Here is a 22,190-nt window from a genome sequence, read left to right on the forward strand (position 1 = left end):
GCCGTGTTCGACACTTGGCATCGCCGCGTTCGACACTTGTCATCGCCGTGTTCGACGCCCGTCATCTCCTTGTACGACGCCCGTCATCGCGGTGAAATGGAACCCCGCAGCAGGCTGTGGCGAGCGTCTCAATCTGAGACTTATCTCACGTTGAGACGTGGCTACCGTGCCCGGTGAACCGGGCAGGGCGGCCCGCGGTGCGCGAAAACCGCGCCTGCCGGCGGCCGGAATCGAGAGGACAGACATGCCACGTCGCCTACCGATCAATACCCGAGAGGTGCAGGAAGCGCGCGAGCGGTTCCTGAGCACACACGAACCCGATAGCACCGTCGTGCGAGAGAGCATCCTGACCTCGTGGCGCCGCTCGCAAGCGTTGCGCGTGCAGGTCGACTCGCCACACCTGCCCTTCGTGCGGGAACCGAACCTCGACTGCCCGCTCGCCACGGCCGCCGCGCCGGTGCTCCGGCAGCTGGCCGACGGGCTGGCCGATGAGGCGGTAAGCGTTATCTTGACCTCGGCCGATGGAGTCGTACTGACCAGGATCGGCGCGAGCAGGGGCCTCAGTCGCCACCTCGACGCCGTCCAGCTGGCTCCCGGATACAGCTACGCCGAGGAATTCGTCGGCACCAACGGGATCGGCACCGCCCTCGAAACCCGTGCGCCGACGTTGGTGATGGGTTCCGAACACTACGCCGAGCAGCTCGGCCGCCTGGCCTGCGCCGGCGTCCCGATCACCCACCCGATATCCGGCATCCTCATCGGCGCGCTCGACCTGACGGGCTGGGTCGACGACGGCGGCGGCTCCCTGCTGGCCACGCTCGCCAAAACCGCCACCAATCAGATCGAGGGGCGACTACTCGCGCAGGCCAGCAAGCAAGAGACCGCGCTGCTCAACGCCTACATGAGGGCCTGCCGCCGCTCCCCACAGCACGGTGTGCTGGCCTTCGGTCACGACCTCGTCCTGATGAACGGGCACCTACGCCAGGAGCTGGACGCCCGGGACCAGGCCGCCCTGCTCGAGCACGCGGTGGACTCGACCGCGACCACCGCTCCCCGCCTCGTCGCCACCCTGCCGAGTGGGCAAACCGTCCGGCTCTGCAGCGCCGAAGATTTTCCCCAGGTAAGCCGCGCCACGATGGCCCTGTTCCACGTGCACCTGATCGTCGAAGCGTCCCCGGCCTTCGTTTCCGCCGCCGTGCAGACCCACCCGCTGCCGGGCGTCGTCGGCTCCAGCGTCTCGTGGCGCCGCAGCTGCCAGCAGATCGCGCGTTGCGTGCGTGAGGGGCGGTGGGTCGTGGTCTCCGGGGAGCCCGGTGCCGGTCGCTGCGAAACGCTCAAAGCAGCGGCAGCACAATACAACCCGTCCGCAATTACGCGGGTTCTCTCGGCGGCCGATCTCCGTGGTCCCGCCGGCGACCGAATCCTTGCCCAAGAACTCGACAGGGAGCGCTTCAGCATCATCCTGCGCGACCTCGACACGCTGGGGCAGGCTCGGCTGGCCGTCCTCGCCGACCTGTTCCAAGGACGCGAGCACGCCGGTTGGGTCGGCGCAACCATCAGCACCGCAAGCCACGACACCACCCTCGACGCGCTGATCTTGCCTTTCTTCGGCGAGACCGTGCCCGTGCCCGCGCTGCGCCACCGCATCGAGGACCTCCACGAACTGGTGCCGCACCTGCTCCGTCGGCTCGGTCACGGCGCCGACCTGACCGTCTCACCTCAGACGATGCGGCAACTGTCGAAGTACAGCTGGCCCGGCAACGTCGCGCAGCTGGGTCAGGTGCTGCATGAGGTGATCCAGCGGCAACGTTCCGGAACCATCGGCGTCGATCAGCTGCCACCGGTGTGTCGCGCCCTGTCACGCCGCACGCTCACCCAGATCGAGGCCCTCGAACGAGACGCCATCGTTCGCAGCCTCGCGGAGAACCGGGGCAACAAGAAAGACGCGGCCGCCGCGCTCGGCGTCTCCCGCGCGACGATCTACCGCAAGATCAAAGAATTCGGCATCGACCTCTGACCGGACTTCCGTGGGGCAGATGTAGGTGGCCGTGACGCGGCAAAATTGCGAGGATTGTCTCATATTGAGATATACAAAAGCTCTTGGCCGGTGTTTGATTCCCGTCATCCCGGGCTCCGCGACAACCTCGGGAACGTCCCGGCACACACGGCTGCAGGCGCCGCGTTATCGCACGACCACGAAATCTCAGGCGGTGTGGGCAATCGCCAGCCAACGCCGGGGAGGAGCTCCGTTGAGGATGAACGCTGAAATGAACAGCAGTCTGCTTCGGCAGGTGTGGGATGTCCTGGGGGGGAATCCATCCACCGGGTGAGCAGCATTCCCTGACCGAACTTGGCTTTGTCACGGCGGTTTCCACTAACGGTTTGGATGTGCGAATCCTCCTGCGCGTCCCCAAAGCCATGTGCTGGACGGAAGGGCAAAGTCAGTTGCTGGCCGACCTCGAAAAGGCCGTACGCGGGATGCTGACGCTTGGTAAAGTCGAACTGACGGTGAAACCATACAAAGGCGTTCTGGACATCTCAGACCCGAATCCGCGAGTATGGGTGTGATTTGGGGCGGGATATGGTGATGGGTGTCGCTCTGACCTGGGATGATGTTGATTGTGAAGTCAATTTCATCTGGTCGGAGAGGACACCCATCTGGTGGGCAGTGTAGTTGATGGTCGGCGCACGCTAGCGAAGGTGCGGGTCGGTGTGCCGGATTTGTCGTTGACCCAGGTGTCGGGGATGGCGGCGGTGACCGAGCTGGTGGACCGGCTGGGTGTGATCGCGGAGCTGGATGAGGCGGTCGGGCCGATTAAGGAACGGGACCGAGGCTTCGGGCCGGGTGAGCTGATGGTGGGGCTGGCGTGCGCGCAGCTGGCCGGGCAGGATTTCCTGGTCGGTCTGGACCGGGTACGTGAGGATGCCGCCGGCCAGAAGATCTCGCCGGTGCCGGGATTGCCCTCAACGACCGCAGCCGGTCTGGCACGGCGGTTCACTGATCCACAATGGACGGCGGTGGAGGCCGGGATCGCCGCGGTCACCGAACGCGCGTATGAGCTCTCGCCCGCGGCGCGGCGGGCGCGGCTGGCCGCCTCCGTGACGATCGACCTGGACACCTCCGATGTCGAAGTCTACGGGCGTAAGAAACGCGGCGTGGCCTATAACCATGAGGGCCGGCGTGTGGGGCGTCCGCATGTGGCGTGTTGGGCGGAGACCGAAGCAGTGCTGGCTGCGGAGTTGTTCTCCGGCAACGACGACGCTCGTGCGAGCGCACCGGCGATGTTACGGCGGGCGCTGAAAGGCCTGCCGCGTGCGGTGCGGGGCGCCCGGATACGGCTACGGGCCGACACCGGTTATTTCGACGGTGCCCTCGCGCGGGCGGCGCTGGCCGAGGGTGCGGAGTTCGCGATCGGCGCGAAACGCATCGCACCTCTGTGGCGGCTACTGGACGGGCTCTCGGAGGACGACTGGACCGACGCCCGGGACATGACCGGCGCGCAGGTCGCGGTCGCCTCCTACAGGCCGAACTGGTGGCCCACCGGCACCGAGATCCTCATCCGCCGTGTGAAACTGGACATCTCCCAGGTCTCGGCCGATCCCCGTTCCCGGCGGCGCCGCACCCTGCACCCCAACCAGCGCACCCTGCCGCTGGATGAACTCGGAAGTGCTGACTGGATCTACGCCTACTCGTTCATCTGCACCAACATTGACGTGTCCACCCCAGCCAAGGCGGTCGCGGTCGAGTACTGGTACCGCCACCGCACCACGATCGAAAACCTGTTTCGCGACAGCAAACATGGCGCCGCGCTACGACATCTGCCCAGCGGCTACAAGGAAGTCAACACCGCCTGGATGCACGGCGCGCTGCTGGCGGTGAACATTGCCGCCTGGCTACACGAACTCACCGGCAAGCCCGATGGCGAAACCGTGACAGGACACGGGATCCGTGGCGGCAAAGCCATGATCGCAACCCTACGGCACCGGCTCATCTGCGTCCCCGCGCGCCTGATTTCCCATGCGGGACAAGCCATCCTGCGTCTCCCACCCGGACATCACCTGCTCGCCGGGATCCTCACCACACTGAGAACACTCCCCGCGATCCCCTGACCACCCGGCCCACCGGCCCCGACCAAGGACCCGGACAACGCGAACCCGGCGCGACAACCGGGCCACCACCATGCCCACAACCCAAAAACACCGCAGCGGAGATCAACACCAAATACAACATGATCAACCCAACCCACTATTCACGGATTCGGGTCAGATCCTCTTCCATGCACGACCATGATCAGTGACCACGGGAGTGACGCGTCCGCTTTCCACCCGGCCGCACCGGCCACAGGGCCCGTTGATCACTACGGTTGCCTCGCCGATGCCGTCGACTCTGGCTGGATCATCGACGACGTCGAACAAACCAAGGCCCGGTGCGGGTCGCCCAACCATGAGCTCCGCACTGCCAGCGTGCGCGTCGTCATCCGCGCACGCGTTGAACAGCACAACTGCAGCCCGGCTTGGGCCCGGGACTGACGGCGCTGCGTCGTGCGACGAGCAAAGCCCGTAACTGCCCTGCGGGGCCCGTGCGCGCTTCGCGAGTGGCGGTCGCATCACCGGGAAGTACCGCGCTATAGGCGGGCTATAGGGAGGCTACAGGGGCTACAGGGGCACTTTCCGCGTCCACCGGAACGGATTTGCCCCTGCGGCTCCCTCGTGCCGGTCTGTTTCCCGGCGCGGCTTACGGCAGCCCGCAGGCGTGCAGGCTGCCGCCCGTGCTGGGCAGGAGCGTCCCGAGCGGATGCAGCCCCACGGCCTGCAGATCCAGCCCAGCCCGTTCGGCGACTGTCCGCGCCGCGGAGAGAATGCGGGACTCGGCCGGATCCTCCACGCATATCAGCAATCGCCCAGATCGTCCGTGCAGCTCTGGGCAACCGGCTCGCAGGACTTGCACCACATAGGCCAACCGGACCAGCTCGGAGTAACTGGTGACCTGCTCGGTCGCAGCGATGCGGCGCCAGACCGGATCGGCATCGGCTAGAAACCGCAGCGCCTGGCGGGGCGTGGTACCTGGCAACCGGCCGCGGGCAATGTCCGCAATACCGGCCAGCCCCTCGACGCCGACGGCGTGCAGGCCCTCGGCGAGACATCGCCGCTCCACCAACGCGTGGACCTGGGCGTTGCGCTGACGCACCAAATCCTGCCAGTATTGCCACAATTCCGGTGGCAGCATTGGCGCACCCTGCTCGTCCAGCAAGGCGGCCAAGTAGTGCAGCCGGGGTATGTCCCAGTCCATTGTGGAAGGCACTCGTATCGCCGCCCACCGCGCTAACGCGCCCGCGAGTCCGGCCAGTGCCGCTGAGGTCGTGGTCTCATATGCGGAAAGCTCCGAGTCGGCCCGCAGAGTGTGCAGGGTGCGCACCTGCTCAGGTTGCGGTGCCCGCGTCAATTCCACCGCTCCCGCCGCTCCCACCGCAAACAATGCTCCGGTCCCCCACAGACACAGTCCGGAGGACAGCACCACCTCGTCGACCGCGACCTGACGCGCACGCAACTGCGACAGCCCGGCCGCACGCACCCAGTGCCGGTCATCCTCCCCGCCAAGAGCCACGAACCAGCTGCCGCCCGCTGGTGACGACTCCTCCACCGCTGCTCCGCCCAGCGCCACATCCCGCGCGCCAAGCAAGCTAAGCAGGTGCTCCAATCCGCGCCGCGCCCGCCTCAATGACTTGCACTCCGGTGCGCTGGAGTGCAAAGTGAACCGCTCGGTCAATTGCACCTTCCCAACGGCGGTCGCGCACCACGGCACCGGGACACCAGCCGTCTGCGGAGACGGCTCGAGTCGCAGCATGTGAAACCTCCTGGCGAGAGGAACTCGGGGAAACGGAAAGCGCCTGACATCACCACCACCGAGCCGGGATGCCGTCGCCTGTCGTCTCTAAAAGAACGCGTGCTACTAGTACAAGTTGGCGATGTGCGATGTGGTCCGACCGAGCTAACGGTGCCTATATGAACAGCTGTTCGTGCACTTTTTTCCGTCGGTCGATGGCCGCATGCATTGCCGGGTGACCTGGTGTCTTTCACGACGCCCGCGCAAAGACGTCGGCGCACCGCATTAGCAGACTCCACATAGCGTCCGCGAGTTTCATTGAGTGTTCCCCGACCTCTTCTTGCATTGCGGTGCGGGCTCGCGGTATCTCAGCGGTGTTCTCGGCTCCGGGAGATCCCGGACTTGTGTGACCGAGTTGCGCGCAGGAAAGGTGCGCAATGCGAACGATGCGTACTCTCGTCGCGGGTGTCGTTGCGGGAGACGAGCAAAGCTCAATCCGTGCGATTTCCGGCAGCAAAAAACGAGAAGCAGACTCGCGACCCGCCGCGGCGAAGGCCGCCACCTGGCCGTGAGTGATTTTGGGTGCCATAGCACCAAAAAACGCTCACGGGCCTTGGGCTGGGCGGATCCGCGAGGCCTGCAAGTTCTGCAGGCGACGGTCACCGGAATGTCCACGATGGATCGCAGTTCGGCGGCGATGCGGGACGCCGTCGCCCCCGGCAGGCGAGCAGCGCGCCCCGGTTACGGTCGGGCGAGGTCAGCAGGTCAGTGAGCAGCTCGCCGCGCACCTCGTCCTCCGCTTTCGGGCCGTGAGTGATTTTGGGCGCCATAGCACCGAAAACCGCTCACGGGCCTTGGTCCTGCACCGCGCACACCCTGGTGGCGGCGAGGTTGTTGATGCCCGGTCCACCCCGATGAAGTCGCGAGGCTCGAACTGTGCCTCCTCAGGTACCTCGCAGGTGGCGAGGAGGAGCCACTTACCGTCCCCGGAAAATCAGGGCCGATTCGCCCTGCCTACACCCGGCGAGCTTCGTGAGTGCTTCGGGTGCGCCGCAGGTCTTGCCCGGCAGGTGCCGGCTTCGACGTGCTGACCGAGGATCTCGTCGCGTTGGCTGAGCCGCCGACGGAAAAACTTTCGTCACGGCCCGGAAACCGGAGTGTGCTCATCGCGCACGCGATGCTACGGAATTGTCGGCCTACCGTCGATTCGCCATCTTGAATGGTGCCCGAAATTCCGGTAACCGTGCCCGGAAAGCAAACCCGATTGCCGGTTTTTGTCTGGTGGACAATGCTTTCAGCGGCTTGACAATGATCACGACTGCCCGCAATCTGACGGAGGCTCTGATCTAGAATGTGGTGACAGGCGTTGGAAATACCGTGTGCGGCAACGGAAAGGCCTTCATTCACGTGACTCAGATCATTCATCAGCTGTCCCTGAACGAAAACACTTCCCGACCATTGCCCGGCGTGCTCGAAGCGGCCGAAAGCAGCCTCGGCCGCATGCACCTCACGCTCGACGCGCTGGCCACCGGACTCACCAACGCGATCGCGGAGCGGTTCGCGATCGCGCCGAAGCGGGTGGTCGCCGGCGCCGGTTCGGGGGCCCTGCTCCAGCAGTTCCTCACCGCGCACTCCGGTGCCGGCACTTCTGTCGTGCACGCCTGGCCGTCGTTCGAGCTTTACCCGCTGCTGATCCGCAACGCGCTGGCCGAACCGGTCGCGGTGCCCTCGGACGGAGACTGCCAGGACCTGGCAGCGCTGGCCGCCGCCGTCACTCCGCAGACGAAGATCGTGCTGCTGTGCAACCCGAACAACCCGACCGGCGAGGTGCTCGGCCGCGCCGAGCTGGCGGACTTCCTCGCCGCGCTGCCCCCGCACGTGCTGGTGCTGATCGACGAGGCGTACCGCGAGTTCGCCGACCCGGCGCACATCGCCGACGGGCTCGCCCTCGCGGCGGCCGACGACCGGGTCGCGGTCGTGCGCACGTTCTCCAAGTCGCACGGCCTGCTCGGCCTCCGCGTCGGATACCTGGTGGCGGCCGAACCGGTGGCCACGGCGTTGCGTCCGATGCTGCCGTTCTACCGGGTGCCGACCGTCGCGCAGGCCGCGGCGCTGGCGGCGCTCGACGCGGAGGACGCGATGCGCGAACGCTGTCGGGTGGTGGCGGCCGAGCGCGACCGCGTGCGGACCGGGCTCCTCGACCTGGGCTGGGACGTGCCGCCCAGCGGCGGGAACTTCCTGTGGCTGCGGCTCGGCGACCGGAACAAGTCCTTTGTGGACTACCTTGCCGCGCGCGGCGTCGTGGTGCGCGAGATCGCCGGTGCCGGGGTGCGCGTGAGCACCGGGACGCCGGAGGCAAACGACGCGTTGCTGGTGCTGGCCAAGGAGTTCGCCAGATGACTGCTCCCGACGCCTTGAGCCAAAAGGTCACCTCGTCCCAGGTCGCGGCGGACATCCGGCGCACGCTCACCGCGCGTTGGCCCGCCACCGATGATCGTCTCGACGAAGTCTCCCGCTACGCGCTGCTGTCGCCGGGCAAGCTGCTGCGGCCGCTGATGCTGGCGGCCTCGGCCGAAGCCGTCGGCGGCGATCGCGAAGCGGTGATGCCCGCAGCGCTGGCCGTGGAATACCTGCACGCGGCGTCGCTGGTGCACGACGACATCATCGACGGCGACGACACCCGCCGTGGCCGGGCATCGGTGCACGCCCGCTACAGCGTGTCCGACGCGATCGTCACCGGGGATGCGTTGATCATCAAGCTGTTCGGCGCGCTTGCCGAATGCGCGGTGCCGGAGGCGAACATCCTGTCCGCAGTGCGCATACTCGCGCGAGCCGGCGAAGACCTGTGCCGCGGGCAGGTGCAGGAGGCGCTGCTGGTGCCGCCTGCGCACGACACGCCGGGCAGCGGTCTCGCGGCCTACCTCCAGGTGGCCGCGCTCAAGACCGGTGCGCTATTCCGCGGCTCCTGCCGGGCCGGTGCGGTGCTCGGCGGCGGATCGCCCGGTGCGGTCGACGCCGTCACGGAGTTCGCCGAGCACACGGGCCTCGCCTTCCAGATGTACGACGACCTGCTGCCGTTCCTCGGTGATCCCGCGGTCACCGGGAAACCGGGCACGAGTGACGTGGCGAACCTCCGCCCGACCTTCCCGGTGTTGCTGGCCCACCGCGAGGGAGGACCGGCCGAGCGGTCCCGGATCGTGCAGGTGCTGGCCGGCGGGCTCCGGCCGGATGCGGCGCTGGCCGCCTTGCGCGAGGTGGTGGTGGCGACGGGCGCGCTTGACCTCGCACTGGCGCAGGCGCGAGAGGAGGTGCGGCTGGCCAAGTCCGGGCTCGGCGTGCTCCCCGTCGCCGAGGCGGCCGGTCTGCTCGGCGCGGTGGCCGAGCTCGCGGTGCGGAGGGACCGCTGACCGTGGCGCCGGCGATCACGCGACTGTGCCGGCGAATCGGCTGGTCGGTTCTCGCTCACGTGCAGACCTGGCGCCCCTACACCTCGTGCTACCCCGCGCTGCTCGGCCTCGCGGGGACCGCGGTGGCCGGGGGCGCGGGCCGTGCGGACGCGCTGGTCGTGGCGGCGCTGGCCCCGACGCTGGGTTGGCTGTCCGGGCACTACCTCGGCGACTACTTCGACCGCAATCTCGACGCGATCGGCAAGCCGCATCGGCCGATCCCGTCGGGACGGCTGTCCACCGAGGCCGCGCTGTGCGGTGGCCTGGCGTGCGCGGCGCTTTCGGCCGTGCTGGTGGTGTGGGCGAACTGGCGGATCGTGCCGCTGTTCGTCGTCGCGGTGGCCGGGATCGTCGGCTACAGCAAGGTGTTCAAGAGCCGCGGCATCGCCGGCAACGTCACGCGCGGCGCGCTCACCGCGCTCGCCCTCGTGATCGGCGCAATGGTGGCTGCGCCATGGCCCCCGTGGCCGCTGCTGCCGGTGGCGGCGGGTTTCCTCCTGCACGACACCGCGTCGAATCTGGTGGGAACGATCCGCGACGTCGACGGCGACCGCGCCGGTGGTTACCGCTCGGTGCCGGTGCGCCGCGGCGTCCGGCACGCGGTCCGGCTCGCCCTGCGCCTGTACAGCGGTGGTGTCGCGGTGGTCGTGCTCGGCGCGGTTTGGGCGACAACGGATCCGGCCGCCCAGCTCGCTATCACCGCCGTCGCCGCCATCATCGGGGCCCGCGCGTTCACGCCGTTGGTGCGCGCGGGCGACGTCGTGGGCGCGCGGACCGCGTTGCGCGCCCACGAACTGCTGGTGGCCGAACGCCTCGCGCTCGCCGCCGCGGTCATCGCAGGTGCCACCGGCAGCCGCTTCGCGCTCGCACTCGTGCTGCCCGTACTGCTGTTCTCGCTGCTCACCCAAGCGCTGATGCGCGCCCGCCACGAGTTCCCGCCCGCCCCTACGGTGGCCGGGAGAAAGGACCCGGCGTGACGTTCCCGCGTTCCGACCAGATCACCGAGGCGATCACCGAGGGCGCCGAGGCGCTGTTCGCCGCACAACGCGCGGACGGGGTGTTCGACTACGGAGGAACAGGCCTGACCTCGACGCTCGGCACGGTTGGCGCGGTGTGCGCGCTGCACTTCGCCGATCCCGGAGGGGCCGCGGACCTGATCGAGGCAGGCGTCGGCTGGCTCAATCGCACGCAGGCCGCCGAAGGCGGCTGGGCGATGGTGCCCGGCGAGGCGTCCGAGGCCGGGCCGACGGCAGTGGCGTCGGCCGTGCTGCACCTGACAGATCCGCGCGGCAACGCCGCCGCGGTCGAGGCCGGTCAGGAATGGATGCGGGAATTCGGTGGCCTGGAAGCGATCCCGCACGCGGAGGTCGTCGCGTGGTGCCGGCAGTTCTACGGCTTCGCGGGCTGGCTCGACGCGCGCGAGATGCGGCGGTTCCCACTTGAGCTGGCGCTGCTGCCCGGGCTGTACCGGCGGCTGTTCGACCTGCGCGCGCCGATGGTCTCCGCGCTCGGCCTCGCCCAGGCGCGGCACAAACCGCTGACCCGGCTGCAGCGGTCGTTGGCGAAACTCGCGGAGCCGAACGCGCTCGCGGTGATCCGGCAGGTCTACGAGCACGAGGGCAGCACCGGCGGCTGGTGCGAGGACGCCTGGGTGACCGGGCTGATCTGCGCCGGGCTCGCGCGCGCCGGGCTGGGCGGTGACATGGTCGACGGCGCCGTCGGCTGGTTCCGCCGGATGGCCGCGCCCGACGGCTCGTGGTCGAGCGGGCCGCTGGACCTGACCTGGTCGATGTACGCCACCGCCGGCCTGCTCGAAGCGGGGTACGCAGCGGATCCCCGGCTGACCGCCGTCAAGGAGCTCTTCCTTCGCCTGCAACAGGATCAGCCTTTCACCGCATTCGGCTGCGCGCCCGGGTTCTGGGGCTGGTCGGGCACTCGCGGCTGGCCCGCGACGTTGGAGACCGGCGAAATCTTGTCCGCGCTGAACCACTTGCCCGGCACGGACCAGGCCGACGCCGTGCGCCGCGGCGTCACCTGGCTGACGCTGCAGCAGGACACCCGCGGCTCGTGGGGCTTGTGCGTGCGAAACACGAAGGTCGCCAACAGCGGACCGTGCCCGCACATGACCGCGCAGGCCGTGGACGGGCTGCTGGACTCGGGCGTACCCGCCGAAGACCGCCGCGTCCGCCGCGCGCTGCGCTGGCTGGGAAAGGCGCAGAAGCCGGACGGAAGTTTCGAGTCCGTCTGGTACCGCATGCACACCGCGGGCACCTCGGCCGTGCTCCAGACTTTCGCCAAAGCCGGTGCGGCAAAGGGGGAACCGGCACGACGCGCGCGGGCGTGGCTCGAACGCACGCGGCTGGCCGACGGCTCGTGGGGCACCGGCGACGGCGAGCCCGGGACCGTCGAGGAGACCGGCTGGGCGGTGTCGGCGCTGCTGGCCGCCGGGGCCGAACCGGATTCCGCGCGGTCCGGTGTGGACTGGCTGCTGGCGCACCGGCTGCCCGCCGGCGGCTGGCCCGCCGCGAACGTCAACGAATACGTGCGGCACGTCTGCCGGTACCCGAATCCCGCGTTAGCCCACGGTCTCGCGCTGAAAGCCCTTGCCCGCTACCGGAAGGCGGTGGCGGGATGAGCTACGACGTCGTGGTGTGCGGCGCCGGCGTCGCCGGGCTGGCGGCGGCGTGCGCGCTGGGCCGGCTGGGCCGGCGCGTGCTGCTGGTGGACAAGCAGGAGCGGGTGCGGCCGGTCGCCAAGGGCGAGGTCTTCCAGCCGGGGGCACTGGCGATCCTGCACGAGTGGGGCGTCGCGCTGCGACTGGAAGCGGCCGGGGCACTGCGGCTCGGGAAGCTGGTCGCCCGCGACGCCGAAGGCCGCGCGCAGATGGCTCTCGACTACGCGCGCCTGCCCGTGCAGCGCAACTGGCTGCTCGCCCACGATTACCCGGCGATCCTCGAAGCGCTTGCGAAATCCCTGCCGGACAACGTCGAGTTCTGCCGTGGAGAACTGGTGACCGGCCTGATTTTCACCGGCGGCCGGGTCACCGGCGTCCGGATCGGCGACGATGTCGTCGAGGCAGCGCTCGTGGTGGCTGCCGATGGCGTGTCGTCCCGCCTGCGCCGCGAGGCCGGCATCGAGATCCGCCGCGACGACTACCCGCACCGGCTGGTCGCGCTGGAGCTGCACGACGCACCGGAGGTCGAACCCGACTTCTCCGCCTACGTCACACCACGCGGGCTACGCCTGCGCTACCCGTTGCCGGAGGGCCGGATCCGGCTCTACGCGCAGACCGGGGCGCACGAGATGCGCGGTCTCGACGCCGACGGACTGGATCGCTGGGCCACCGACCTGGTCCGGGAGACTCCCGCGCTCGCACCGCTGGAGGCATCGATCCGCACGCACCTCGCCGCCCGGCAGTTGCTGCCGGTGTCCCGATTCCTCGCGCCATCGCTCGCCGTCCCGGGCCTGGCGCTGGTCGGGGAAAGCGGGCACACCGTGCACCCGATGGCCGCGCAGGGCATGAACAGCGCGATCGCCGACGCTCACGAGCTCGCCACGATGCTGCGGCAGGGCGGCTCGCTCGCCCCGGCCGCCGTCGACCACGCGCTGGCGCGGTATTCGGCCGCACGCCGGGAGAATCTGGCGCACATCGGCAGAACGAGCCACAACGCGGCGCGGATGATCACGGACCTGTCGTGGGTGGGCCGGTTCGCCGGCCGCCGGGCGCTGCGCGGCACCGGGGGCAACGACCGCATCCGCTACACCGTGATGCACACGATGTCCGGGCTGGGCGTGCACTCGCTGACCCCGCTGGACCGGCTGCACCAGCTGGGGTTGCTGCCGGACCCGCGGGCCCGGCGGCTCCCGTCCTGGGCGTGAGCGCGGTGTCAGCCCGTGCACTCCACGACGACCAGCCCGCTCGGCCAGCGGTGCGTGGCGTGCACCGACAGGCCCGCAGCGGCGGCCAGCGCGTGGAAGTCGTTGACGCTGCGCTCACGACCGCCCAGCAGCGTCAGCGACTGCAGGTCGAACGAGGAGTTGTTCTTCGCGTGCTCCTCACCGGCGAGCACCTCGACGATCGCGACGCGTCCGTCCGGCCCCGCGGCCTCGCCGCAGCGGCGCAGGATCTTCGTGGCGTTCTCGTCGTTCCAGTCGGTCAGCACCCGCGACACCAGCAGCACGTCGTAGCCGGCCGGCAGCGGATCGAAGAAGCTGCCGCCGACGAACTCCGCGCGTTCGGACAACCCCGCCTCGGCGAACGCCTGCTCGGCTTCGGGACGCACCGGTGGCAGGTCCAGCACGGCGCCCGTCAGGTGCTGGTGCTTGAGCAGCACCTCCGAGAGCAGTGCCCCCGTGCCACCACCGACGTCGAGCACCCGCCGCACCCCGGACCAGTCGTACTCCGCGGCCACGGCCGGGCCGGTCTGCCAGGCGTGCGCGGCCATGATCGCGCCGAAGAACAGCCGCAGCCGTTCGTCGCGCTGGTAGTCCGCCCAGAACTCGACGTCGTGCACCCGGCCGTACGCGGATTCGCCGGTGCGCACCGAATGCAGCATCCCGGTGTAGGCGAGGTCCATCTTCGTGCCCGGGCCGCCGATGTCGAGCCAGCCGCGCTGCCAGCGGTGGTTCTCGCCGAGCAGTTCGCGCGACAGCGGTGTGAGCCCGTAGGCGCCCGGCGCCGTTTCGGCGAACAGGCCGACGGACACCAGGTGCCGCAGCAGCCGCGCGAGCGAGTCCTCATCGCACTCGCTCGCGGCGGCCAGCTCCGCCAGGCCGGTGGTGCCGGCCTCGACCAACTCCGGCAGCCGCAGGGCGACCGCGGTGCGGATCGCGAACGGGGTCGCCAGGTCCACGAGGCGGGCGAGCTCGGCAGCGGCATCGTGCGGCATGAGCGTCCTTTCGACGAAGGTGTTCGGGGGCCGCCGGAAACGACGTCCGGCACGACCAGAGTGCCAATTCAGAACAATTCACGTCAACCATCGCCCGAATGTTTTTCCCGGGCGACGAAAGGGCATTTCGCCCTGCCCGAAAACGTCAGAGAAAGGCGGAGAAAAATGACCGAGAACCGTTTCGACGTGCGCCCGGTGTCCGGGGCCCTCGGCGCGGAAGTGCGCGGCGTTCCGCTCGACGCGCTGACCGACTCCGATTTCACCGTGCTGCGGGAACTGCTGCTGAACCACCTCGTGCTGTTCTTCCCGGACGCGGCCGCCCTCGAACCGGAAGCGCACAAGGCGTTCGGCCGCCGGTTCGGCGAACTGGAGGTGCACCCGTTCCTGCCGAAGCTTCCCGGGCACGACGAGCTGGTGGTGCTGGACTCCGATCAGGGCGCGCGCGCCGACGTCTGGCACACCGACGTCACGTTCAGCCCCTCGCCGCCGATCGCGTCGGTGCTGCAGCTCGTGGAATGCCCGCCGGCAGGCGGCGACACGATGTGGAGCAACCAGTACCTGGCCTTCGAAGCGCTGTCCGCGCCGGTGCGCGACCTGCTCGAAGGGCTCACCGCGGTGCACGTCTTCAAGCACCCGAACGGGTCGTTCCGCAGCGAGACCGAGCACCCCGTGGTGCGCACGCACCCGGAAACCGGCCGCCGCTCGCTGTACGTCAACCGCATGTTCACCCGCCGAATCCCGCAGCTGACCTCGGGTGAGAGCGACGCGCTGCTGAACCACCTGTTCGAAGTTTCCGAGAGCCCGCAACGGGTTTGCCGCTACCGCTGGATCCCCGGCGCGGTCGCGGTCTGGGACAACCGAGCGACCCAGCACTACGCCGTGAACGACTACACCGGCCGCCGGGTCGGCCGCCGCGTCACGGTGCTCGGCGACAAGCCCGTCGGCGAACCGGCCCGCTGGCCCCACCACGAGGAGGGCGTGCTCAGCGCGTCGACCAGTAATTAAGCCCGCCGACCGCGTTTCCCAGCCCCGTCGGCTCAGGAAGACACGATTTGGAGCTGCGCGCCGCGATCTTGCACTGTCCACAAGAGAGCGACCAGTGCCCGCCCGGTCGTGAGTGACAATCCCCGGACACGCCTAGCCCACGGAAGAAGCAGAAGAGCCCAAAAGGGCCGCGGGCGCAACCGATGTCGCGCCCGCGGCCGTGCCCTACTGGCCGGATCACCACTTCGCCATCGTGGGCCTGCTAACGGTGCCCTGCGCACCGAGACCCAGGCCGTCCTTACTGTTGTACGACGCGGCACCGACGTGGAACGTCGACCCGTCGGGGCGAATGCCCCACACGTCGACCGGGGCGTCCACGCCGTGGGTGCTGAGCTTGTGAATCCAGCAGTTGCCCGGCCGCTGAACGGTACTGGACATGCCGACCGTGGTCATGCCGCCGCCGAGTTCGGCCGGGTGAACTTCCACGTAGGCGGAGTAGTTACCCTGGGCACAGATCTGGATATGCCCGTTCGGAATGGTCGAGGCCGAGGCGCTCGCCACCGTGCCCGTCAGCAGCGCACTGCTGAGTAGACCGGTCGCGCCGAGCCCCACCACGACCCGCTTCACTGCATTCTTCACACCCATGAAGATTCCTTTCAAGAAATATCGGGGCGCCCTGTTCAAGCGCGTTGCCCAGTAGCCAACCAGCCGCCTCGGGCACTCTCAACCGAGAAACTCCATAGCAGGACGAACGGGTATCAGAGAATGCCCGAAAATCTAATTCGACCCACCGTCTCCGCACGACATCGGACCCGTATTCAGAGCGTGTGCCATTTCCAGAACCGGCTTTTGTGACTGATCTGCGGGCGGCGCGACCTGCTATTTGGTCCCAAATGCAGGGGCACTCAGTTGCTTCGTCCCACCGAGACCGTCCGGTCAAGCGGACAGCTGCTCGGTGAAGCGGTTGAGATCAGCCGAGACAGCATCCGCCAGCGGCATCACGTCTTCCTCCCAACCCCTTTTCCTGCCAGCCAACTGGGTTTCCGGCCGGAATCCGTTGACCACACCACCCGGGTCGAACGCGATCGCAACACCGCTGTAGCGCAGCTGCGGCGGGAACAGTTCCGTGAGCAGCGAGCCCGCGGCCCGGTGCTCGTCGGCTTGCTGGCATCGCTGCTCGGGTCGGCGGCTTCTTACCGCCGCATCTCGGCGCGGTGACGTCCGCCAAGCCAAGCCAAGCGCTGGCGGCGGATCACGCTGACGACGCAGACTGCCGCTCCGCGATGCGGCCGGAGCGGCAGTAGCTGTTTCAGGAGTCTCGGGTCAGCGGAGGATTAGTGTTCACTCCGGTCGAACGCCCTTGGACTCGCGGACGGGCTCAGCACAGGATGATGCGGTCCAGGTACGGGCTAATGCCACGGGACGTGTGGCTGCGGGTTTGACCGGGCGTGATGGAGAAACAGCGACTGTCCGCACCTCGTGCCATGATCAGTTGGACCCGGTAGTTGCGCTTGCACGAGTTGGTGACCCACACCGTGGTGTAGATTTTCCCCTTCTTCTCCTTGTCCAGCATGCACTTGGGTGCCGTGGTTTCCATCGGAGCAATCCCGGAATCGGCTACCGGATTCGCGGCCGCGGCAGGGCCGAGAGCCGTGATGGCCGAGAACGCCATCAGGAAGACGGCGGCGGTCGCGCGCCAGTTAGCGGTGATGCGCATGTATTTTCCCTTCGCATTCTGTTGCGATTTCCTTCATTCCCGCCGAGAAACGGGCAGGCGGAACGTCGAAATCTTGCTGGCGCGACCGAGTCCACGTCAACACAAGCGCCCTGTCCCGGAAGGTCCGATTCGATAACGGCTGATCAGCGCCTTGTCCGGAAGCCGGTCCGGCCTCGCGCCGCCGATCTCGAACAGCTCGAATGGACGATGCCGAGTGATGCGCGACCGACGAAGATGGCAGGTATGGAAATCCTGGGGGCAAAGCCGCGCGACGCCGTGGAGTTCGTAGCGCTGATGCGACGGCTCAAGCAAGAATCACAGCTGACCTACCGGCAATTGGAGGAGCGTGCGGCCGCGCGTGGTGAGATTTTGGCGCGCAGCACGTTGGCCGACGTTCTAGGCGGAAAGAGGCTACCGCGTCCGGAATTGCTGACTGCCTTCGTGCACGCCTGCGGGCGCGGAAGCGAAGCGACGGCATGGCTTGATGCGTTGGACGTGATCGCTCGCGGGGAAGCACTCGAACATGGGCTGGACAAAGCCGACCCCGCACCCACAGAACCGGCCGAAGCAGCGCCAACAGAACCGGTCAGGCACGGACAGCCGAGCCACAGGAGGTTCAAAGGGTATCTCCTGCCACTGACAATGGCCGCCGCGTTCGGAGCCGTTACCGCGTCGATCGCCTGGATGCTGATCCCATTCGGCCGGCCAGCCGGGGACGTCCAGCACACGGAGTCCACCACTTCGGGTATCTGGTCAACACTGCCGCGTGGGTGGGTACGACTGCGCCCCGTTACGGCTCCTCACCTGTGCCTGACCGATGGGCGCGTCCAGAACCACCGGTATGTCCCACTGGTGGCGGTGCAGCGCCCGTGCGACGAAGTGGCGCCGCAAACTACCCTGCTGGAGCCCACGGGTGAAGGTAATTACCGCATCCAGTGGCACCACCCCGACTACGGCAGGGGATGCCTGAAGGCACTGCCCGAGGGGCCCGGGGCCGGACTGCTGGAACCAAGGGACGACTGCGAACAAGGCAGTTCTTTCGAGATCGAACCCAGCGGACTGTATGGGAGTGGACAGTACGTGCTCCGGGTGAAGGGCCAGGGGTGCGTAGGCATCGTCGGCTCGAGCACCGCCGAAGGCACCGAAGCAGAAATGGAACCGTGCGTGGGAAAAGGTGGTCAGGTGTTCGTCATCGATCTCCTACCATGAATCCGCAACGAAGTCGTGAGTGCGAAAGCGGCCTCCAGTCCGTTTTCGCACTCACGACCGGAGCGGACCGCGTGCCACGGCATTCGCCCGGTTGCGCAACTTCAGCCTGCCGAGGATCACCGGCCCCGAGTCGGGCGCTCCGACTACCCGCCGGGCGTCGAGGTCCGACAGCGCGGAGTTCTCGACGCTCGAGGCGAAATTGCTGGCGGACGACATTCCCGTCCGGGAGGTGCGCTACGATCGCTGCGAGAATGGTCCAGCGCCACCGGAATTCTCTTCGATGTGCACTGGATTACTTGCTAGGATTGCCTCACAGCGGTTACTGTCCGTTGGTGGCCACTGACCGCCGCCGTACGCGGGCGGTACGTGACCCGCCCGTCGGTTATCGGCTGGGCATCCGGCTGCTCTATGGTTGAGTACGAGACAACGGCGCTGCCGCGTGCTACGGCATGGTCTGGTCAAGGCTCGCAGTAGTCTTACCTGCAAGTGTCGCGGATCGAGGCGGGGCACGCTCCCGAGACAGGTGATCATGGCCGAACGGATTCAGGTCGAACTCGTCGATGACATCGACGGGTCCCTAGCCAACCACACCGTCACCTTCGCGCTGGATGGTGTGACGTATGAAATCGACCTGAACGACGAGCACGCCCAAAGACTCCGGGCCGTCCTCGACCGCTACATCAAGGCCGCGCGCTCCCCGAAGCCCGAGCCGGCGCGCAGCACGCGCCAGCAGGAGCGCGAGGAGGAGCAGGTCCGGCAGGCCAACAAGCAGCTGACCGAGCAGATCCGCGGCGCCGCGCAGCGCACCCGCGAACACCTCAGCAAGAAGGCCGCCGAGCCGGTCGAGCCGGAGCCGGTCAAGCCCGAGCAGCCCGAGCCTGTCGAGGAAACGCTTTTCGACACGACTCCGGCCGAAGAGCCGAAGCCGGGAGCGGCCCGCGTCCGGGCAGTCTCGATGCCGCAGTTCTCTTCCGCAGTCGACTGAGCTCGAGGACACCCTCGCGGCTGATAAACACCCTCGCAGCTTGCCGATCAACGGGTCCAGCGCATCCCCAAGCGCTTTCGGCGGTTCCTTCGTTGGGTGAGAACGGCACCGACCACCGCCTGCGGCTCGGGTAGCACCGGCATAACGTCGAAGAGATGGGCACGGCCGGAAAAGCTTCGCGCGGCGGCTACGTTCCGCCGGGGCTCGGGCTCGTCACGCTGGGCTGGAAGGTGCACGTTTCGGCCACGCTGGACAACGCGGAGAGGGTGCTGTCGACCGTCCACGAGTACTGCCTGCGGGAGCGTGTCGCGTTCAAACACTTGCGCAGCCCCAAGGTTCTCCTGTCCCGCAACGCCAAATATGCGCCGCGGTCCGCGAGCGGCAAGTTCGCTACAATTTATCCACTCGACGAGCATCAGCTGGAACTGGTGCTGGAAGAATTGTCTCAGCAATTGCGGGGCGAGGCGGGCCCGTACATCCTCAGCGACCTTCGCTATGGGCCGGGACCATTGTACGTCCGTTACGGCGGGTTCGTGGAGCGTTCGGTGGAGTTGGACGGAACTCGCGTGCTCGCCATACAGGGCCCGGACGGAGCGCTGGTTCCCGACAAACGCGGGACGAGTTTCTCCGTCCCCGACTGGGTTAATCGTTCGCAGCTACACGAACAGGCACGGGAGATTCCAAATACGAGATTCATTATTGGTCGGTCCGGGCGGATTCATTCAGCTGCACACCACATGGCACGAAACGCCGCAAGGCTTGAAGATTTCAACCATCATACCGTTTCGAGGGAAGAAATGAACGACGCGTTGCAGGTTCCCGACGACCAAGAATTTCTGGACGAGTTCGGGGAAGCTCCAAGTGAACTGGATGAACCATGGATAAGAAAACTCACCGTTCAGACAGAGAACGGCGAGCTGCTGCTCAGCTACGACGAAAATGAGCGGTCGATCCGATTTGTTTGGAAGCAAGACGGAAACATTCTGTGGGATTTCTTCAGGGAATCCGCGCTCTCGCTGGCCATCCGATCCGAACACGGAGAAACCCGCTTCATTGCCGAGTTCGATTCCGGTGAACTTTCTGGTGAGCTGAACGTCAGAGTTTTCCCTGCGGTTGCGGTCAAAGATTCCTTGATGCGCGGCTAGACATCGTCGGCTGCTTCTACCGCTTCAGGGCTTGGGATTTCTTTCCAAAGTCACCGCGTCCGGAACGCATTACGGACGCGGTGACACCGAACTCATATCTTCATTCTGCCGCCGTCGGCGAATGTGAGGTCGACGTGTTTATCCGGGGAGTCCGAGCCAACCGGCGAAGTTGGTGAGATCGGGGTTTGACCTGCGGTGATCGTGTACCAGCAATGCGGCGGTTTGGCGGACCATCGGATGCAGCCTTTTCCGGACTAACCCTGACTTTTCATGGCGGTCGGTGAGCGGGTGAGGGGGTTGGGTTTTGCTGTGGTGGGGCTGGTTTTCGCGGCCTGGGCGTGATGGTTGCCCGGCTGTCGGGCCGGGTGGCCGGGGGTTCCACGGGCCCCGGGGTCTTTCTTGGGTCGTAGGGGCGGGTTGGCGCTGGTTAGGGTGCTTGTGGCAGGGCGGTGATGCGCTGCCAGGCGCTCTCGATCTGGGTGGCCCAGGGCCAGGTGCGGGGAATTTTGAGTCGTCGTCGGCGGCCGCCGCGGACGAGGCGGGCCGCGGTGTGCAGGATGCGGTAGCGCAACGTTTTCGGCTCGGCTTTGGCCAAAGCGCCGTCGAGGGCGAGGAGTTTGAGCCAGGAGAGCAGGATGGCGGCGGTCATGGAGGTGGTCAGCCAGGCGGTGTTGATCGCGAAGTCGCGGGAGGGGAATCGGCCCAGGCCGGTGTCCTTGCCGGTGCGGATGCAGTCCTCCACCCGGGCGTGCACCCGGTGCGCGGCGTCGATGTACTGCGACTGCCCCAGCCACCCCTTCGTGGTCTCGGGACGGTTGGTGACCCACAGCGTGTAGCGCCACCCGTCTTGGGTTTCGAACAGGGTCAGCTGCGCCCCAGGATGGGGACGTTCGCGACGCACGAACACCCGCATCTTCTCCGGCCAGGCGGAGAGTTGGTCGCCGCCTGGTCCCTGCCGCAGCAGCCCGGTCAGCTCGGCCACGTGGGCCTGCTCGACCCAGCAGCGGGCGTGTGTGCACCGGGGGTTGTCGCAGGCGTCCTCGGCGCGTCGCTCACGCAGCTGCCCGCGCGGCCCGATCGCCTGCACCCACGCCCGCTCGGGCACCAGCCGGATCGCGGTCTTCTCCCGCTCGGTCAGCGCCCACCCCACCGAGTAGATGAGCTGGTATCCGCGCCGGGACGCGAGCTTGTCCAGATGTGCGATGAGCTCGTGACTGGCGCCGGCACCGTCCACAGTGACCATCAACCGCCTCCGAAACTGTTGTGGCAGCGCGGCAATCGCACTATCGGTGATGGCGATGTGGTCCTCGGCTGTGTTGCTGCCGGCCGAACCGCGGCGCAGCATCCACGCCAGCGGCTCACCCCCGGTGTTGTCGCAGTAGGCCTGCAGCGGGTGATGGCCGAACCCCTTGAAGTTCGCCTCCGCCCACTCCTTGTCCGAATGCGCGTCAGTGACCGTCGCGTCGATGCGGACGCAGGTCACCCCCTCCAGGGTCTTGTCCGCGATGCGCACCCCGGGAAGCGTGCCGTGGCGTGTCACGATCTGGTCCCACGCATACCGGCGGGCAGTGTTCACTGCGGCGGTGATCTTCTTCGCCGTGCGGGTTCCGCCGTCGGCGATCTCTTCCAACGTCCGCCACGCGGTGGGCACCGACGCCACCGGCCCGAACAGCTCCCGCTGGTCACCCATCACCCGGAAATCGCTGATCGCCCGCGCCCCGTCGGCGATCGCGCACGCCACATCCGCTACCACCCGGCCCCGGTTATGCACCAGCAACCGGGTGCCGGCCAGCGCCTTCGACAAGCCTGCGGTCAAACCCGTCTTATCGGTCAACCCGCGCAGCAGCGCAAGCCCGGCGTGCGACACGATCCCCTCACCATCAGCGGTGACTTCCAAACCCCGCGACCACCCAGTAGCCTGCACCTCGAAAGTGCTCCTCACCTTGGTTGCGATACGGACGTCAGACACCCGTATCCTCCCAGGTCAGGAG

19 protein-coding genes and 1 pseudogene are annotated in these 22,190 nt (G+C 67.6%); 12 read left to right on the forward strand and 8 right to left on the reverse strand.

What is annotated here, in order from left to right; all coding sequences use genetic code 11:
• The first annotated feature begins 244 nt into the window (after positions 1–244).
• From ACRXBZ_RS04945 to ACRXBZ_RS04955, 3 genes are all read left to right on the forward strand, one after another.
• A complete protein-coding gene (locus ACRXBZ_RS04945) occupies positions 245–2,017 on the forward strand; it encodes a sigma-54-dependent Fis family transcriptional regulator (RefSeq protein ID WP_433877996.1) in 1,773 nt (590 codons plus the stop codon).
• 281 nt (positions 2,018–2,298) lie between these two features.
• Positions 2,299–2,568, forward strand: coding sequence for a hypothetical protein (locus ACRXBZ_RS04950; protein WP_433877997.1), 270 nt, complete (start codon positions 2,299–2,301; stop codon positions 2,566–2,568).
• A gap of 93 nt (positions 2,569–2,661) precedes the next feature.
• A complete protein-coding gene (locus tag ACRXBZ_RS04955; RefSeq protein WP_433877998.1) occupies positions 2,662–4,110 on the forward strand; it encodes an IS1380 family transposase in 1,449 nt (482 codons plus the stop codon).
• Between the two features lie 625 nt (positions 4,111–4,735).
• Here the strand turns inward: ACRXBZ_RS04955 and ACRXBZ_RS04960 are convergent.
• From ACRXBZ_RS04960 to ACRXBZ_RS04970, 3 genes are all read right to left on the reverse strand, one after another.
• Positions 4,736–5,845, reverse strand: a complete 1,110-nt coding sequence (locus ACRXBZ_RS04960; RefSeq protein WP_433877999.1) for a hypothetical protein — start codon at positions 5,843–5,845, stop codon at positions 4,736–4,738.
• 638 nt (positions 5,846–6,483) lie between these two features.
• Positions 6,484–6,654 carry a hypothetical protein gene (locus ACRXBZ_RS04965; protein WP_433884133.1) on the reverse strand — a complete coding sequence of 57 codons (171 nt, stop codon included), beginning with the start codon at positions 6,652–6,654 and terminating at the stop codon, positions 6,484–6,486.
• A gap of 184 nt (positions 6,655–6,838) precedes the next feature.
• On the reverse strand, positions 6,839–7,330 hold the full coding sequence (locus tag ACRXBZ_RS04970) for a hypothetical protein (RefSeq protein ID WP_433884134.1): 492 nt from the start codon (positions 7,328–7,330) through the stop codon (positions 6,839–6,841).
• On the opposite strand from ACRXBZ_RS04970, the gene ACRXBZ_RS04975 reads away from it, so the two are divergent.
• The 5 genes from ACRXBZ_RS04975 to ACRXBZ_RS04995 are packed head-to-tail and all read left to right on the forward strand — an operon-like array spanning position 7,292 to position 13,149.
• Positions 7,292–8,224, forward strand: coding sequence for an aminotransferase class I/II-fold pyridoxal phosphate-dependent enzyme (locus ACRXBZ_RS04975; protein WP_433878000.1), 933 nt, complete (start codon positions 7,292–7,294; stop codon positions 8,222–8,224). The two genes, ACRXBZ_RS04970 and ACRXBZ_RS04975, sit on opposite strands and share 39 nt — an antisense overlap.
• On the forward strand, positions 8,221–9,231 hold the full coding sequence (locus ACRXBZ_RS04980) for a polyprenyl synthetase family protein (protein ID WP_433878001.1): 1,011 nt from the start codon (positions 8,221–8,223) through the stop codon (positions 9,229–9,231). Before ACRXBZ_RS04975 ends, ACRXBZ_RS04980 begins: the two co-directional genes overlap by 4 nt.
• Before the next feature lie 2 nt (positions 9,232–9,233).
• A complete protein-coding gene (locus ACRXBZ_RS04985) occupies positions 9,234–10,247 on the forward strand; it encodes a UbiA family prenyltransferase (RefSeq protein ID WP_433878002.1) in 1,014 nt (337 codons plus the stop codon).
• The gene (locus ACRXBZ_RS04990; RefSeq protein ID WP_433878003.1) at positions 10,244–11,905 is read left to right on the forward strand and encodes a prenyltransferase/squalene oxidase repeat-containing protein; all 1,662 of its coding nucleotides are present in this window, start codon (positions 10,244–10,246) and stop codon (positions 11,903–11,905) included. The genes ACRXBZ_RS04985 and ACRXBZ_RS04990 overlap by 4 nt, the downstream gene beginning before the upstream one ends.
• A complete protein-coding gene (locus ACRXBZ_RS04995) occupies positions 11,902–13,149 on the forward strand; it encodes an FAD-dependent oxidoreductase (RefSeq protein WP_433878004.1) in 1,248 nt (415 codons plus the stop codon). The genes ACRXBZ_RS04990 and ACRXBZ_RS04995 overlap by 4 nt, the downstream gene beginning before the upstream one ends.
• A gap of 8 nt (positions 13,150–13,157) precedes the next feature.
• Here ACRXBZ_RS04995 and ACRXBZ_RS05000 read toward each other — a convergent pair whose 3' ends face one another.
• On the reverse strand, positions 13,158–14,159 hold the full coding sequence (locus ACRXBZ_RS05000; protein ID WP_433878005.1) for a methyltransferase: 1,002 nt from the start codon (positions 14,157–14,159) through the stop codon (positions 13,158–13,160).
• Positions 14,160–14,324: 165 nt separating this feature from the next.
• Here ACRXBZ_RS05000 and ACRXBZ_RS05005 point away from each other — a divergent pair, with 165 nt between their 5' ends.
• On the forward strand, positions 14,325–15,164 hold the full coding sequence (locus ACRXBZ_RS05005) for a TauD/TfdA dioxygenase family protein (RefSeq protein ID WP_433878006.1): 840 nt from the start codon (positions 14,325–14,327) through the stop codon (positions 15,162–15,164).
• A gap of 216 nt (positions 15,165–15,380) precedes the next feature.
• On the opposite strand, the gene ACRXBZ_RS05010 is transcribed toward ACRXBZ_RS05005, so the two are convergent.
• From ACRXBZ_RS05010 to ACRXBZ_RS05020, 3 genes are all read right to left on the reverse strand, one after another.
• A complete protein-coding gene (locus ACRXBZ_RS05010; protein ID WP_433878007.1) occupies positions 15,381–15,788 on the reverse strand; it encodes a hypothetical protein in 408 nt (135 codons plus the stop codon).
• A 291-nt stretch (positions 15,789–16,079) separates the two neighbouring features.
• Positions 16,080–16,376, reverse strand: coding sequence for a hypothetical protein (locus ACRXBZ_RS05015; RefSeq protein ID WP_433878008.1), 297 nt, complete (start codon positions 16,374–16,376; stop codon positions 16,080–16,082).
• A 145-nt stretch (positions 16,377–16,521) separates the two neighbouring features.
• Positions 16,522–16,860 (reverse strand): alpha-amylase inhibitor, encoded by a 339-nt coding sequence (locus ACRXBZ_RS05020; RefSeq protein WP_433878009.1) that lies wholly within the window; start codon positions 16,858–16,860, stop codon positions 16,522–16,524.
• Between the two features lie 243 nt (positions 16,861–17,103).
• Here ACRXBZ_RS05020 and ACRXBZ_RS05025 point away from each other — a divergent pair, with 243 nt between their 5' ends.
• The 3 genes and pseudogenes from ACRXBZ_RS05025 to ACRXBZ_RS42140 all read left to right on the forward strand — a co-directional run.
• Complete coding sequence (locus ACRXBZ_RS05025) at positions 17,104–18,069, forward strand: RICIN domain-containing protein (protein WP_433878010.1); 966 nt, start codon at positions 17,104–17,106, stop codon at positions 18,067–18,069.
• A gap of 529 nt (positions 18,070–18,598) precedes the next feature.
• Positions 18,599–19,054 (forward strand): histone-like nucleoid-structuring protein Lsr2, encoded by a 456-nt coding sequence (locus tag ACRXBZ_RS05030; protein ID WP_433878011.1) that lies wholly within the window; start codon positions 18,599–18,601, stop codon positions 19,052–19,054.
• A 194-nt stretch (positions 19,055–19,248) separates the two neighbouring features.
• Positions 19,249–20,199 (forward strand): annotated as a pseudogene (locus tag ACRXBZ_RS42140) (class III lanthionine synthetase LanKC N-terminal domain-containing protein); the annotation flags it as partial.
• Between the two features lie 427 nt (positions 20,200–20,626).
• Here the strand turns inward: ACRXBZ_RS42140 and ACRXBZ_RS05040 are convergent.
• Positions 20,627–22,168 (reverse strand): IS1380 family transposase, encoded by a 1,542-nt coding sequence (locus ACRXBZ_RS05040; protein WP_433878012.1) that lies wholly within the window; start codon positions 22,166–22,168, stop codon positions 20,627–20,629.
• Between the last annotated feature and the right edge of the window lie 22 nt (positions 22,169–22,190).

Source organism: Saccharopolyspora hattusasensis (assembly GCF_050972075.1).
In the GTDB taxonomy this organism is placed as follows: Bacteria; Actinomycetota; Actinomycetes; order Mycobacteriales; family Pseudonocardiaceae; genus Saccharopolyspora; species Saccharopolyspora hattusasensis.